The following is a 14,864-nucleotide window of genomic DNA, read 5'->3' on the forward strand; positions in this document are numbered from 1 at the left end:
TCACCAGACTTCCCGAATCTTCAAAAAGGCGTCCAGGGCGTGCTGAACGCAGTCGATGCGGATGAAGCCGTCGTTGTCCCTTACCCGGATGGCCCCCACGGCGCTCCTCTGGTTGGATTTGAGCCTCAAGGGCTCCTTTTTGTATTGGAGGCTTGACAGGTTCTGGACCGCCAGGGTTATGGCCCGGCGAAACATTTTTTCACGCACCTCGTCCTTTTTCTCGATGGCCAATTTAAGGGCGTAGGCCAGAGATTCGGTATACACCCCGTCCGAGGATGAGTGGGTGCCTCCGTAGCGCTCCATGTCCGGGTTGGTGAAGCGCCCAGGGTTTCCCCGGGTTTCCTGAATTTCAAGAATTTTTTCGTTCAAAATGAAAATAGCCGACGCATAGCGCTCGTTTTTGGTTATGCGGTAAAGAGACGAAAGGGCCAGGGTCTGCCAGGGAACGCTTGCAGGATAGTAATTCGGCAGAACCGGCGGGACATAGAGCGACAGGTAGAAATCCTGGGCGCTTACCGCAACGTCGAGAAAACGTTTTTCACCGGTTTTTTCGTAGTATTCGACAAGGGCCAGAGTCGCCTCCCCGGAATAGAAGGCCATGGTGTAGGCCCAGTCAAAGGGCTGCTCTGGAAATATGAAGTAGGGATTGAAACTGCCGTCGTTCTTCTGGGTCGAGCAGATTCCGTCAGCCAGTTTCCGGGCCTTTTCCGAGTATTGGGCAAAAAAGGGGCTCGCAACCAGGGCTCGCAGGGCCATCGCGTTCGACCCCAGTTCGGACCGGTAGTCCTCCAGCATGAAGCCCAGGCCCTGTTCGTCTTCACGATACCAGCGGTTCATGACTGCCGACAGGTTGGTCTTGTGAAGATCCAGAAGCGACGCGTCGTTTTTAGCCATTATGCCTAAAAGCCTTGTGGCCATAAGCTGGCGCAACACGCTCTGCCCCTTGGGATATGCCCCGGCAGCCGGGTCGTAAAGATATACGAAAAGCCCGTTATCGAGCACCTGGTTTACGAACCACGCAGCGGCCAGGTCGGCGGTCTCCTTCACCAGGGCCGGAACGTCAGCCGTCTGAACCGAAGGCTCCCTGTCGCCGGGGAAAAGATAGGCGTCCGCGTTGTCCATTGCCGCGAAGGCGGACTGGCACGCAATGAGGAAGAACAGGAAGACGGCGGCCAAAACCAGGGACAGGCCCCGGTCATAAGAGCCTGCCGGAAACGCAGGTTTTGTGCGGAAGGCGGACGAATATTCATATAATTGTTTTCCGTCGGCGGCTCTCACTGTATAATGCCTTGTCATCATATTTTCAGCACCAGCCCCATAACCCCCCAATCCAAGGAGGCGACATGGCCATCTCTGTAGCCGTTGACATGACCAGAAATTTTTCAGTACCCGCTGATTGCGACAAGGTCTTTTCCGTGCTTTCGGACGTACCCGTTTCAGCGGGCCACTTTCCCAAGGTGGACAAGCTCACCGACCTGGGCGGCAACGCCTTCCGCTGGGAAATGGAAAAGGTCGGTATAGACAAATACAGCATTCAGACCATTTATGCCAGCAGATATGTTTCGGACAAAAAAGCCGGGACCGTTTCCTGGACCCCGGTGGCGGGCGAGGGAAACGCAAGCGTGGAAGGGTCCTGGACCATCAAAAGCCAGGGAAGCGGCACATCCATTCAGTTAAGGGTCAAGGGGACCCTCACCGTTCCGCTTCCGGCTCTGGCGAAGATAGTGGTGGCCCCGGTGGCCAGGAGGGAATTCGAGAGCATGGTGGACAAGTACGTGGAAAATCTGAAAAAGACCTTCGCCTCGTAACCGGCTCCCCCGAAAATCATGCGTCCCCCTGAAGGCGGCCCCTTCCGGGGGGCGTCATCCCGCGTCCTTTTCCTCTCTCTCCTTCCTGCACATCTCGCAGCGTGCGTCAGCGCAAATGGCGCATTCGGCGCAGTCCGGGCAGTGGTGCTTCCTGCCCGCAACCCTGAAATCCGGCACGAAAACAAGCCCTATGTCAGTGCGCCTGAACTTGAGGCCGTCTTTCACAACCAGTTCTTCCCCGGCCTTTTCCGCCATGCCCTTCGGCCCCCGAATTGTCAACCATTTGAGAAGGCCCGATGCGCAGCCTGGATAAAACGATAAAAGGGGAAGCACGAGCCGGAGGGGTAAAGGAGTACCTGTTCCCTCCCGGCTCGCGCCTGATACAGCAGTTCGCGTTTGGACGGCCTTCGTTACGGCTGGTAGATGTCCTTGTACTGCTCCCTTATGACCTTCTTGTCGAACTTGCCCACGCTGGTCTTGGGAACTGCGTCCACGAAAAGCACCGCTTCGGGAAGCTGCCACTTGGCGAATTTTTTCGCAAGGTGTGCGATGATGTCTTCCTTCGTTACGGTGTCCTTGTGTTCGGGACGCGCCACAACGAGGGCTATAGGCCGCTCCTCCCACTTGGGATGCGCCACTCCCGTCACAGACGCCTCCAGCACAGCCGGGTGGGCCATGATTTCGTTTTCCATGTCAACGGATGATATCCACTCGCCGCCGCTCTTGATGAGGTCTTTCACCCGGTCGGTGATCTTAACGTAGCCTTCGGCGTCCATGGTCCCGGCGTCGCCGCTCTTCCAGTAGCCGTTTTCCGTGAACTGTGCCTCGCTTCCGGGGGCGTTGTAATAGCTTCCCGTGATCCAGGGTCCACGAATGAGTATCTCCCCGGGGCTCTTGCCGTCCTGGGGAACCCGGTTGCCGACGCCGTCCACCACCTTCACGTCAAGGCCCACCACCGGGTAGCCCTGCTTGCGCTTGAGGTCGAGCTGCTCCTCGGCGGTAAGCTCCTTGGCCTGCCAGGGTTTCAGACGGTTGATGGTGACGATGGGCGATGTCTCGGTGGCGCCGTAGGCGTGGTAGAAGGTGGCTCCGGTGAGTTCCATGAAGCCCTTCATGAGGGTAAGCGAAGGTTCGGTCGCCCCTGAAAGGAAGCGCGCGGTGGAAAGGTTCGGTTTCACGTCGAGTTTCTTGATGTACTCCAGCATGGGCATGAAGAGCGCCGGAGCGCCCGCCGCCACGGTGACTCCCTCGGAGACCAGGGGCTCGGCGAGGCTCCCCAGGTCCATGATGTTGTACATTCCGGGCAGGACGTATTTTGCGCCCATCATCACAGCCGCGTGGGGAGTGCCCCAGCCCATTGCGTGGAACATGGGCACGAGCTGGTAGAAGCAGTCGTCGCTGTTCAGCTGGCTTGCGGCGGAAATGGCCATGCCGTGCAGATAGATGTCACGGTGGGAGTAATAGACCCCCTTGGGGCGGCCTGTGGTGCCTGTGGTGTAGCAGGCGGCGGCGGCGCTCGTCTCGTCCATAACCGGCCACTTGATGTCTTCGCCCGCCTCGGCCAGAAGCTCCTCGTATCCGTAGAGGGGGGCCAGGGTGGTGCTGATTTCCGAAGCCTTCTTGTCGCTCATCATCACGAAGGCCTTCACGTTGGGACAGTCGGCGGCTATGGCCTGGACCAGTGGATAGAGGGTGTCTGAAACGAAGATGACGGACGCGCCCGAATGGTTCACCACGTAGCCCAAGTCAACCGGGGAGAGCCGCAGGTTAAGGAGCAGGAGAACCGCGCCCACTCCGGGGATGGCGTAGTAGCTCTCGAAGTGCCGGTGGGTGTTCCAGTCCATTACGCCCACGCGGTCGCCTGGCTTTACGCCCAGTTTTTTGAGCGCGTTGCCCAGTTTTTTTATGCGGGTGTAGGAGTCCTTGAATGAAAAGCGCAGCTTGCCCGCAGGGGTTACGGAAACGATCTCCTGCCTTCCGAAGGATACGACCGCCTGCCGGAAGATGTTGATGACGTTCAGTTGATAATCGTTCTGGGACGTGGAGGGAAAACCTTGGATGATGTCGGCCATTTTTGCTCCTTTCCATAGGGGCGGTGGGGTGATTAAAAGCGGCGGCCTTGCGGCACAGACCCGCATGATCATCTTTTTAGTATAATTAATCGGCGTCCTCATCGTCCACAAAAATATAAACGGCGATGGAGAAAGTGTTTGATCGGAGGAAACAAGGCTTGCATGGATGCTTCTTATTGACGCAGTGCGTCATTATGTCATGGGGCCGGACAAGTCGTTTTACAGTTGAATTGATCAAAATGTAATGAATTTCCATTCATTTTTAAAGCATTGTGCACCTCATCAATTTTCATCATGTTTTCGCAATATGCCTTGCGGAATTTCCGAAAGATACGATCTGCCCAGATGATTCCGGCCTCATGGAAAGGTCCCGCTCGTCATTTCTTGACCAAGGGCGTCCGTGGCGCTATACCGTATAAGCTGATATTTATCCTCAAAGCCAAGGACGGAACAATATGCAGATATTCAATTATCCCTCCCAGAGCGCTTTAAAAAAGCTCGATTCCATAGCCGGGCGCGGAGTCTCCTTTTCCGCCAGGGACGTACGGGCCGTAACCGTCATTTTGACCGACGTGCGTAAAAACGGTGACCGGGCCTTGATCGCCTACGCCAACAGGTTCGACTCCCCCGGTCTTGCGGTTGAAGGAATCAGGGTCACCGACCAAGAATTCCGGGAGGCCGAAAAGGCCCTGACCCCTGATTTCGCCAAGGCCATGAAAAGGAGCTCCGAAAACATCAGGGCCTTTCACAGGCTCCAGGCCCCGCGTTCGTTCGTCACCACCGGGCGGCCCGGAACGGTCCTGGGGCAGATGGTCCACCCGGTGGACGCAGCTGGCGTATACGTTCCGGGAGGCAAGGGAGGCAACACCCCTCTGGTTTCCTCGGTTCTGATGGGGGCCATTCCGGCCAAAATCGCCGGGGTGAAAAGAATCGTGATGACGACCCCCGCCCGAAGCGACGGCACGGTTCACCCCTACCTTCTGGCGGCGGCCCTGGAAGCGGGCGTGGACGAGGTTTACAAGGTGGGCTCGGCCTGGGCGGTTGCGGCCCTGGCCTTCGGCACCCCAACCATTGACAAGGTGGACGTGATAGTGGGGCCGGGCAACATCTTCGTCACCATCGCAAAAAAGCTGGTGGCCGGAATCGTGGGCATAGATATGATTGCCGGGCCAAGCGAAGTCCTGGTGATAGCCGATGAATCCGCCGATCCCGAATGCGTGGCGGCTGACCTTTTAAGCCAGGCGGAGCATGATCCTTTGGCCGCCTGCATTCTCGTCACCACCAAAAGGAGCCTTGCCCTTGCCGCCAAAAAGGCCCTTTTCCTTCGCATGGAGCTTCTTTCGAGAAAGGAAATCGCCAGGGCCTCCATAAGCCGGAGCGGAATGGCCTTTGTGGTGAAGGACCTGGAAACAGCAGCAGACTTGGCCAACAGGGTGGCCCCGGAGCACCTTGAACTCCTGGTGGCCGACCCCTTCGCCCTTTTTCCGAAAATACGTCACGCCGGGGCCATGTTCCTTGGGCACTTCACCCCGGAGCCTGTGGGCGACTACACCGCAGGCCCCAACCACGTCCTGCCCACAGCCGGAACCGCGCGTTTCTCCTCCGCCCTGGGGGTGGAGAACTTCGTCAAAAGAACCAGCCTTCTTTCCTACTCCCGCGAAGCCTTCATGGAAGAGGCTTCCGACATCATGCTCATGGCCGAGACCGAGGGTCTTGGCGCCCACGCCGAATCGGTGAGGGTGAGGCTCGGCAAATAGACTATTTTTTCTCTGCCATCATATGCAGCTTGAAGGCGGCGATATTTTTTGCTAATCATTATCGTCTGGACCTAAGCCCCTGTGCTTGAAGGGGTTTGCCCGCGTTGTCTTAACTTTCCGACAGGCCCTTTGGAAAGGACCTTTAATGGCAAATCAACCCGATTCGCCAAAGCCTGAAAAATCTTTTTCCGTAATCGATTTTCTGGCTTCGGTAAAACTCTCCACAATCCTTCTTCTGCTTGTGGCCGTGCTGGCCACGGTGGGCACCCTGATTCCCCAGGGCCCGCCAAGCCACGAGATGATCGAGCAATGGGGCGGGGGGAGAGTGAACTTCCTTTCGGCCCTGGGCCTTTTAGACGTATTTCATTCCTGGTGGTTCCTGGCCGTATTGGCGGCGCTTGGCCTTAATCTGTCGGTGTGCACGTTAAAGCGTTTTCCGCCGTTATGGAAGCTGGTTACGGCCAAAGGCGCGGGCTTCATCCCCGGAAGGTTCGAAAAGCTTGCCCAAGCCTCAAAATTTGAAGTCGATCTTCCCGAAATGGACCCGGCAAGGGCGGAATCCCTGGTGACAAAGGCCGTGGGCCGCACCTTCCGAAGGGTAGAGGTTAAAAGCGATTCAGGCGGATTCACCTTTTACGCGGAATCCGGCAGATGGACCCGACTGGGATATATGGTTGTCCATGTCGGTTTCCTCCTGGTTCTGGCGGGCGGCATGGCGGGTTCCATCTGGGGCTGGACCGGCCACATGAACGTGCCCGAAGGCGGATCAAACAACGTCGTGGAGCGCGAAAGAAAGGGAGATTCGGTGGAGCTTCCCTTTTCCCTTCGCTGCGACAAATTTTCGATCACCTATTACAAGGACGAACACGGCCACGATGAGACGCCCAGCGAGTACAAGTCGAACGTGACCGTTCTGGAAAACGGCAAGCCGGTTCACACAGCCGATATTATAGTGAACTCGCCGCTTACCTACAGGGGCCTCACCTTTTACCAGTCCAATTACGGCAAGGCCCCGCCGGAGAAGGTGGACATGGTGTTCACCGACGCCGCCTCCGACGTTTCGGTGACCGTCAGCGCTCCCATGCACAAGCGCATGGCCCTTCCCATGGGCCAGGGGGAGTTCGAGGTCACGTACTTTGAGTCCAATTTCAGCCAGATGGGGATGGACCTGGGGCCGATTTTCGTGGCGGAGCTTCACAGGCCGGGCAAGAAGCCGGAAGAGGTGCTGATTCCGGCCAATTATCCCGGTTTCGACAAGATGCGCAAGGACACCGTCATCATATCTGCGGGAAAGTATGAATCAGGGTATTTCACAGGGCTCCAGGTCACCCGCGATCCGGGCGTGCCCCTGGTTTACGCCGGGTTCCTGTTCATCATAGCGGGCCTTGTGGCGGCTTTTTTCCTTTCCCACCGCCAGCTATACGGCAGGATTTCGTCCCGGCCCAGGGGCGGCATGAAACTCACAATAACCGGAACCTCCACCAAAAACCCGTACGGACTTCAATCCCGCCTGCGCATTGTGGCGCGCCGCGTGGAAACGGGTTCGGGAGAATCTTAATGACAAGTTCCCTGGTGCTTTCGATAGTCACCTTTCTTTACGCGGCCTCCATGACAGCCTACTGGGGGGCCTGGATATTCCGCCGGGACGCCTTCGGGCGGGCGGCCACGGCACTCGGCGCGGCGGGCCTTTTGGGCAACCTTGCCGGTTTCGTCATGCGCTGGGTGGAGTCCTACCAGATGGGCGTGGGGCACGTGCCCCTGTCCAACATGTATGAGAGCCTCATATTCTTCTCCATGATGAGCATGGCGGTCTACCTTGTTATGGAGCGCCAGTACGGCCTGAAGGTGCTGGGCGCCTTCGTGGCCCCGCTTTGCTTTCTGGCCATGGCCTATGCCTCGCTCATAAAAGATTCAGGCATACGGCCATTGGTTCCGGCCCTTAAAAGCAACTGGCTCACGGCCCACGTTTTCACCTGCTTTCTGGGATACGCGGCCTTTGCCCTGGCCTTCGGACTGGGGATAATCTATCTCGTGAAAACAAGGAAGCCCGACTCGCCACATCCCCTCATGAAGGCTCTGCCGGAAATGGGCGTAATAGATGAGTTGATGTACCAGAACGTGCTTTTCGGCTTCCTGTTTCTCACCCTGGGCATCATAACCGGCGCGGTCTGGGCCAACACCGCCTGGGGGCGCTACTGGAGTTGGGACAACAAGGAGACCTGGAGCCTCATCACCTGGCTCATTTACGCGGCCCTGATCCATTCGAGGCACGTTAGGGGCTGGGAGGGAAAGAGGCTGGCCTGGTTTTCCATAGGGGGCTTCGCGGCGGTTTTGTTCACCTGGTTCGGGGTCAATCTTTTCCTGTCGGGCCTGCACAGCTATACGTGACGCCTGCCTGAAAACGCGAAATTAAGTGTCGGAGCAAAACGGCGCTGGACCTACCCCGCCAAAAGCTCCCTTGCGTGTTTTAGGGCTGTTTCCGTAACGTTGCCGCCCGCCAGCATCCGGGCGATTTCCAAAACCCTTTCCTCCTTTGAAAGAAGGCGGATGCGGCTTTTGGTGCGGCCCTTTTCCTCGCCCTTTTCGATATAGAAATGATGGCTGGCAAGCCGTGCGATCTGGGCAAGATGGGTGATGACGATCACTTGGTGGGTATTTGAAAGCTCCCGGAGTTTCTCGCCCACCGAGTCCGCCACGGCCCCGCCGATTCCGGCGTCCACCTCGTCGAAAACCACGGTTTCCACGGCGTCGGCGCGGGCGAGTATGGCCTTTAGCGACAGCACCACGCGGGAGAGTTCGCCGCCGGATGCGATGTCCTTTAAAGGAGCCACCGACTCGCCCGGATTGGGTGCTATGAGAAAGGCCGCCCGCTCGCGCCCTGTGGCTTCGATGCCCGAAAGGACTCCCCCTTCCGGGCTGGCTGGAACGGGAGTCAGGGCCGCCTCAAATCTCGCCTTGGGCATTCCGAGGCTTTTCAACTCCGCAGCCACCCTCTTTGAAAAATTCTCCGACGCCTTCTTCCGCCCAAGGCTCAAGGCGTCGGCGGCCCGGTCAAGCTCCGCTTTCAGGCCGTCTATGCGCTTTTCGGCCTTTTCGATTTCCTCCGAGAGATTCTCCAGGCTTTTCAGTTTTTCCGAAATTTCTTCGGCGTAGGCGGACACATCGGCCAGGGTCTTTCCGTACTTTTTCTTGAGCCTCGAAAGCTGATAGAGGCGCTCCTCCACAAGGGCCAGCCTTTCGTCGTCGAGCCTTAGGCCGTCGCGATACCGGGCAAGGTCGCGGGCCGCATCCTCCACTTTAAAAAGCGCCTCGGAGACCGAGCCCGCAATATCAGTCAGTTCCGGATCCCTGGCCGAAGCCGCCTCAAGCTGTTTTCTGGCTTCGGAGAGCCTCTCTGCTGCGCTTTGGTCGGCGTCGTAAAGAAGGGATTCTGCGGCAGAAACGGCTTCCAGCAGAAACCTTGCGTTAACCAGCCTGTTGCGCTCGATGGCCAGTTCCTCGTCCTCGCCGGACGAAAAGGCGGCCCTTTCGATCTCGTCCTTTTGAAAGGCGAAAAGCTCGCGTTCGGTGGCATCCTTTTTCTGAAGGCCGAAAAGCCCGTCAAGGGCGCGCAAGGCTTCCAGGCACTGCCGGTAAAGGGCGGCGGTTTTCTCGCGGGCGTCCGTAAGTCCTGCGGCCCGGTCCAGGTAGCCAAGATGCTGTTCCGCCTTCAAAAGCCCCTGGTGGGCGTGCTGGCCTGAGATTCCCGCGAGCGACGAGGTGACCGCCGAAAGCATGGCGGATGTTACCGGCCTGCCATTTATGGAGGCCCTGTGCCGGTCGTTGGCGGCGATTATCCGGCGCACCACGAGGCCCTCGGAAATATCGTGTTCTTCCTCGGAAAGCCTTCCATAAAGTTCGCTTTTTTCATCCACGAAAAACTGGGCCGAAAGCTCGGCGAACTCCGCCCCGGACCTCACCATGCGTCCGGTGGCCCTTGCGCCCAGCAAAAGGGAAAGCGCGTTCACCAGGATGCTCTTTCCAGCGCCGGTCTCTCCGGTGATCACCGAAAAGCCGTCGGAAAAGCTGATGGAAACGTCATCGATTATGGCGAAGTTTTTTATGGAAAGTTCTGCGAGCATATCAAACAAGCATCCGGCGGATGTCTGTGAGGGTGGCCACAATCTCCGCGCGATCAATGGAGGACAAGCCAGCCTCCGATAGCTGCGCGGCTGCTTCGGGAGCCTTTATGACGGCGGGTGGTGAAACGGAAGCCACGGTCTTTGATTGGGCCGCAACGGACGGGGACAGGCTCGGAGCCTTTTTCGCCTCATCCTTCAAAATATTGCGTGCGCCGGGAATGGTGAAGCGCCTATCGTAGAGAAGCTCTTTGATCCTCATGATGAGGGCCGCATCCTCGGCCCGGTAGACCCGCTGGCCAGAAAGGGTGCGCTTGGGGCGTATCTGGGGGAACTCCCCCTCCCAGAACCGCAGGACTGACGGGGCCACACCGGCCAAGGCCGCCATTTCGCTGATCTTGTAGAAACGCTTTTCCAGTGCGGGGCTCCCCCGGCCTTCGATTACCATTAGCCGCCCCCTCCAAACAATCGCTTAACAGCCTGTTACGAAGCTCTTTTTGTAGTGCCCTTACATGGCGGCGTTGAAAGCATCCAAAAGTGCGCTGGTGATCCTTTCCTGCTCCGCGTTGACGAAGGCGTCGGTGAGGGTCCTGTCGCTGGCCCTGTAGACCAGCCTGAGGGACAGGCTCTTTTTTCCTTCGGGATTCGGTTTTTTCTCGTAAACCGCAACCACTTCAACGGATTCCACCCACTGGGAGGAAAGCTCGCGGGCCTTTTGGCAGACGGTTACGGATTCGATCTCACGCGACATTATAAGGGTTACGTCGCGGCTGGTCGAGGGAAATTTCGGAAGCGCGGAACTGGCCGCAACTCCGGGGAGAGCCTCAAAAAGCGCCTTTAGATCGAACTCGGCCAGAAACACCGATTGCTTCACGCCGAAGCGGGCCAGGACGTCCGCCCTCGCCTCCCCCACTGTTCCCAGAACCGCGCCCCTGGCCGTTATTCTGGCCGTGCGCCCGGGGCGGTAATAGAAGGTTTCGGAGGCGGGGACTTTCGTGAACACCGCGTCGTTTATCCGCAGGGACGCCAGAAGCCCCTGGGCCGCGCCCTTTATGTCGTAGAAATCGCATGGCGCTTCCTTTGCCTTCCACGAGCGGGCCATAACCCCGGTTAAGGCCATCACGAGCATTTCAGGCTCTTCTGGAAGAGGCTCGCCGCTTACTGTCCAGAAGACCTTGCCTGTCTCGAAAAGCCGAAGGTCCCTGTTCTGGCGGGAAAGATTCAAGGCCACTGTGTTCAAAATACCCGGAACCAGGCTGGTGCGCATGACCGCCTGATCCTCGGCCAGGGGGTTGGCCACGGGAAGAATCCGGCGGCGCGGGTCGTTTTCCGGGATGTTCAGGTTTTCCGGGGCGTTTTGCGCCATGAAGCTGAAGTTGACCGCTTCGAAAAAGCCCATGCCCCCGGATATCCACCTCAAATCGGAGCACATGGCCGAGAAGGGGTCGGGCACCGGCGCTTCCATGGCGAACATGGGGGCGGTTGTGGGAATATTGTCGTAGCCGAAAAGCCTCGCCACTTCCTCCACTATGTCTTCGCTTCTGGTGATGTCGGGCCGGAAACCGGGTGCAGTCGCCACGACCGTGTCGCCGTCGCCGTCCTCGCAGGGTATGTCTATGGAATCAAGGAGGGCCTTGATTTCATCCCGGCTTATGGAAATGCCGATGTTCCGCCCTGCTGTTGCAGCGGAAAGGCTGACCCTGCGGGGCTCGTAGGGGAGAGGATAAGCGTCAACGGCTCCTTCGGTCCCTATTCCGCCCGCCACGTCCAGCATCAAGACAGCCGCCCTTGCGCAGGCGAAGGGAGCCACGTCCGGGTCGGTGCCGCGCTCGAAGCGGTGCGAGGCGTCGGTGTGGTAGCCAAGGCGCTTGGCGGTCTTTCTTATGCTCATGGGGTTGAAGTGGGCGGACTCGATGAGCACGTTTTTGGTGTCAGCCGAAATTTCCGAATAAAGCCCGCCCATCACGCCCGCGAGGGCCACCGGCTTTTCGCCGTCGCAGATCATGAGGTTTTCGCCCGTAAGCTTCACCGTTTTTCCGTCCAGGGTGGTGAAGTCCTCCCCGTCAGACCCGGTGCGAACCACTATGCGGTGTTCGGCAAGGGTGTAGAAGTCGAAGGCGTGAAGGGGCTGGCCGGTTTCCATCATCACGAAGTTGGTGACGTCAACGATATTGTTGATGGGACGAAGGCCCACCGAGCGAAGGCGGTCTGCAAGCCAGAAGGGCGAGGGGCCGATTTTGACGTTGTAGAGGAGACGGGCCACGTACCTTGGGCAGAGTTCCGGCGAAAGAATCGTGACCGAGGTTCGCTCGGAAACCTTTATGGATTCCGGCATCAGCTCGGCTTTCGGCCTCTTGAGAGCGGTCTTGCACAGGACGGCGGCCTCACGGGCGATTCCTATCATGGACAGGCAGTCGGGCCGGTTGGGGGTGACGTTGATCTCGAAAACCCAGTCGGAAAGGCCAAGCACTTTGTTGAGGGGCGTTCCGACGGCCGTGTCCGCCGGAAGCTCCATGACGCCGGACGCGTCAGCCCCAACGCCGAGTTCGGCGGCGGAGCAGAGCATGGCCTGGGACGCAATTCCGTGAACGTTTCCGGCCTCCACCTCTGTTCCGTCGGCAAGAACGGTTCCGGGAAGGGCAAGGGCGGAGATCATGCCGGCCCTAACGTTGGAAGCGCCGCAGACGACAGTAACTTCTGTCTCGCCGACGGACACCTTGCACACGGAAATTCCGGGGGCCGTGGGATGAGGGGCGGCCTCAATAACGCGGGCGGCAAGCACCGTGGAAAGAGAAGCAAAGCGGTCCTCCACCTTTTCCACTTCCAACCCCGCCATGGTGAGGCCGTGGGCCAGTTCCGAAGCGGAAAGTGTGAGATCGACGTATTGTGAGAGCCAGCTTAGACTTGCTTTCATTTAAAACCCTGATCGAATTATGAATTTGATTCCACACAAAAGAGCCGTGCAATAAAACCAGGCATCAGAATTGGGCCAGAAACCTCACGTCGTTTTCGAAAAACCGGCGCAGGTCGTCAATGCCGTATTTCAGCATGGCCATGCGCTCGACGCCCATTCCGAAGGCAAATCCCGTGTAAACGCTTGTGTCGTAGCCCACGTTCTCGAAGACAGCCGGGTGGACCATGCCGCTTCCCAGAATCTCCAGCCAGCCGGTGTCCTTGCACACCCTGCATCCCTTGCCGCCGCACATGACGCAGCCCATGTCCACCTCAGCCGAAGGCTCGGTGAAGGGGAAAAAGCTGGGCCGGAAGCGAAGGGGAACCTTTGGGCCGAACATCTGCTTGATGAAGGCCGAAAGGCAGCCCTTGAGATCGGAGAACCCTATGCCCTTGTCCACCACGAGCCCCTCCACCTGGTGGAACATGGGGGTGTGGGTGTTGTCGGAGTCGCACCTGTAGACCTTGCCCGGCGCGATTACCCGCACGGGCGGGGCGGTCTTTTCCATGGTGCGCACCTGCAGGGGCGAGGTATGGGTGCGAAGGACCACCTTTTCGGAGATGAAGAAGGTGTCCTGCATGTCCCGTGCCGGGTGGTCGGGCGGGAAATTGAGAGCCTCGAAATTGTACCAGTCAAGCTCCACCTCCGGCCCCTTGGCCACGCCGAAACCCATGCGGATAAAGGCGTCGCAGATTTCATCCAGGACCTGGGTCAATGGGTGCATACGCCCGACCGGAAAGGCCGCGCCGGGCAGGGTAACGTCGAGGGCGTCTTCGGGGTTTTCCTGCTCAAGCGTAAGAAGGCGCTTTTCAGCCTCGTCGAATTCCTTCGTGAGTGAATCCGAAAGGGCGTTCACCATCTGTCCGGCGTCGCGCCGCTCTTCGGGCGGAAGCGATCCCAAGCCGCGCAGAAGGGCGGTAACCTTGCCCTTCCGGCCAAGGTACTCCACCGAAAGCTCCTTTAGGGCCTTTACGCCCGAAGCCTCCGCAAGCGCCGCGCGGGCGGCTTTTTCGATTTCTTCTATTCTGGATTTCACGTGCGTGTCCGAAAGGAAGGCTTTTAAGGCTTAAATTTGACGGTCTTGAAAAAACCCGGCGAACCCCGGCGGAGCTGCCCGGAATGTTCCATAACAGGCATCAAGGCGATTTGAAGACCTTGCGGGACCTTTTACGGGATCGTCAAATTTGAACCGGTAAAAAAATCCCGGCCCCCTTCATTTGCCGGCGCCGGAGCGCCATGTTCAGATGAAGGGGGCCAAAGGGTTTTTCGACATGCCGGAACCGGATTCCGGCCAGGACCCGAATTTGTCAGGCCGAGGGAGTGGCCAGGGCCGCGATTTTGGCGAATCCTGCGGGATCGCTTATGGCGAGCTCGGCCAGAACCTTGCGGTCCAGTTCCACGTCGGCGTTTTTGAGCCCATTGATGAAGCGGCTGTAGGAAAGGCCGTTCATGCGGACCGCCGCGTTGATGCGGGCTATCCACAGCGTACGGAAATCGCGCTTCTTCAGGCGGCGGTCGCGGTACGCGTAGGAAAGGGCCTTGTCAACGGCGTCGGAAGCCGTGCGGATGAGGCGTCCACGGCCAAGATGGAAGCCCTTGGCCAGCTTGAGTACCTTCTTGCGGCGATGAAGCGCCTTGAAACCACGTTTGATGCGCATTGAACACTCCTTTGGCAACTTTACGAAAAGGCTGCAAGTGAAGGCTGACGAAAAACGATGAACACGGAACCAAAAACCAATGAGCAAGCGTACTAAATGTACGTGGCGGAATTGGCTTTGACGCGCGACAAAGCAGTTCGCGTTTTTCGACGGCCTGTTACATATAGGGCAGAAGGCGGCGTATTGCCTTCATGTTGGTTTTGTCGATCACGTTCAGCTTACGAAGGCTGCGCTTCCTCTTACGGGTCTTGGTGACCAGGATGTGTCCTCCGAAGGCCTTGGAATAGAGGACTTTTCCCGTGCCGGTCTTCTTGAAACGCTTGGCTGCGGACCGGTTGGACTTTAATTTCGGCATTTCTTTTCTCCCAGGCGCAATTGATACCCGCCCATGCATGGTTTTGATTTAGCCGGAAAACGGACCTTGTGAATATCCCTCTTCCGGCTTGGGGCATATGTAAAAAGGCTTTTTAACCGATAATCTCATGCCTTCAATGGCAT

13 protein-coding genes are annotated in these 14,864 nt (G+C 58.1%); 4 read left to right on the forward strand and 9 right to left on the reverse strand.

The features are described from left to right. On the reverse strand, positions 1-1,278 hold the full coding sequence (locus tag HZB23_05025; protein MBI5844018.1) for a glycoside hydrolase family 127 protein: 1,278 nt from the start codon (positions 1,276-1,278) through the stop codon (positions 1-3). A 65-nt stretch (positions 1,279-1,343) separates the two neighbouring features. Between HZB23_05025 and HZB23_05030 the strand changes: the two genes are divergently transcribed. Further along, a complete protein-coding gene (locus tag HZB23_05030) occupies positions 1,344-1,808 on the forward strand; it encodes an SRPBCC family protein (GenBank protein MBI5844019.1) in 465 nt (154 codons plus the stop codon). A gap of 54 nt (positions 1,809-1,862) precedes the next feature. Here HZB23_05030 and HZB23_05035 read toward each other — a convergent pair whose 3' ends face one another. Continuing rightward, positions 1,863-2,063, reverse strand: a complete 201-nt coding sequence (locus HZB23_05035) for a hypothetical protein (protein MBI5844020.1) — start codon at positions 2,061-2,063, stop codon at positions 1,863-1,865. 155 nt (positions 2,064-2,218) lie between these two features. Beyond that, complete coding sequence (locus HZB23_05040) at positions 2,219-3,880, reverse strand: long-chain-fatty-acid--CoA ligase (protein MBI5844021.1); 1,662 nt, start codon at positions 3,878-3,880, stop codon at positions 2,219-2,221. Positions 3,881-4,335: 455 nt separating this feature from the next. Between HZB23_05040 and hisD the strand changes: the two genes are divergently transcribed. From hisD to ccsB, 3 genes are all read left to right on the forward strand, one after another. After that, a complete protein-coding gene (gene hisD, locus HZB23_05045; GenBank protein MBI5844022.1) occupies positions 4,336-5,637 on the forward strand; it encodes a histidinol dehydrogenase in 1,302 nt (433 codons plus the stop codon). Between the two features lie 145 nt (positions 5,638-5,782). Continuing rightward, positions 5,783-7,195: a cytochrome c biogenesis protein ResB gene (locus tag HZB23_05050; protein ID MBI5844023.1), complete on the forward strand. Its 1,413-nt coding sequence runs from the start codon at positions 5,783-5,785 to the stop codon at positions 7,193-7,195. Next, positions 7,195-8,025 (forward strand): c-type cytochrome biogenesis protein CcsB, encoded by an 831-nt coding sequence (gene ccsB / locus HZB23_05055; protein MBI5844024.1) that lies wholly within the window; start codon positions 7,195-7,197, stop codon positions 8,023-8,025. The genes HZB23_05050 and ccsB overlap by 1 nt, the downstream gene beginning before the upstream one ends. Before the next feature lie 50 nt (positions 8,026-8,075). On the opposite strand, the gene recN is transcribed toward ccsB, so the two are convergent. The 6 genes from recN to rpmI form a co-directional block, all read right to left on the reverse strand. Continuing rightward, entirely contained in the window at positions 8,076-9,758 is a 1,683-nt protein-coding gene (recN, locus tag HZB23_05060; protein ID MBI5844025.1) for a DNA repair protein RecN, read from the reverse strand. A gap of 1 nt (position 9,759) precedes the next feature. Further along, a complete protein-coding gene (locus tag HZB23_05065) occupies positions 9,760-10,203 on the reverse strand; it encodes a MerR family transcriptional regulator (GenBank protein ID MBI5844026.1) in 444 nt (147 codons plus the stop codon). 60 nt (positions 10,204-10,263) lie between these two features. Beyond that, entirely contained in the window at positions 10,264-12,669 is a 2,406-nt protein-coding gene (locus tag HZB23_05070; GenBank protein ID MBI5844027.1) for a phenylalanine--tRNA ligase subunit beta, read from the reverse strand. A 64-nt stretch (positions 12,670-12,733) separates the two neighbouring features. Then, positions 12,734-13,744, reverse strand: coding sequence for a phenylalanine--tRNA ligase subunit alpha (gene pheS, locus HZB23_05075; protein ID MBI5844028.1), 1,011 nt, complete (start codon positions 13,742-13,744; stop codon positions 12,734-12,736). A 271-nt stretch (positions 13,745-14,015) separates the two neighbouring features. Continuing rightward, complete coding sequence (gene rplT, locus HZB23_05080) at positions 14,016-14,366, reverse strand: 50S ribosomal protein L20 (GenBank protein MBI5844029.1); 351 nt, start codon at positions 14,364-14,366, stop codon at positions 14,016-14,018. A 157-nt stretch (positions 14,367-14,523) separates the two neighbouring features. Next, complete coding sequence (gene rpmI / locus HZB23_05085; protein ID MBI5844030.1) at positions 14,524-14,721, reverse strand: 50S ribosomal protein L35; 198 nt, start codon at positions 14,719-14,721, stop codon at positions 14,524-14,526. Between the last annotated feature and the right edge of the window lie 143 nt (positions 14,722-14,864).

The organism is Deltaproteobacteria bacterium, assembly GCA_016235345.1.
In the GTDB taxonomy this organism is placed as follows: Bacteria; Desulfobacterota; Desulfobacteria; order Desulfobacterales; family Desulfatibacillaceae; genus JACRLG01.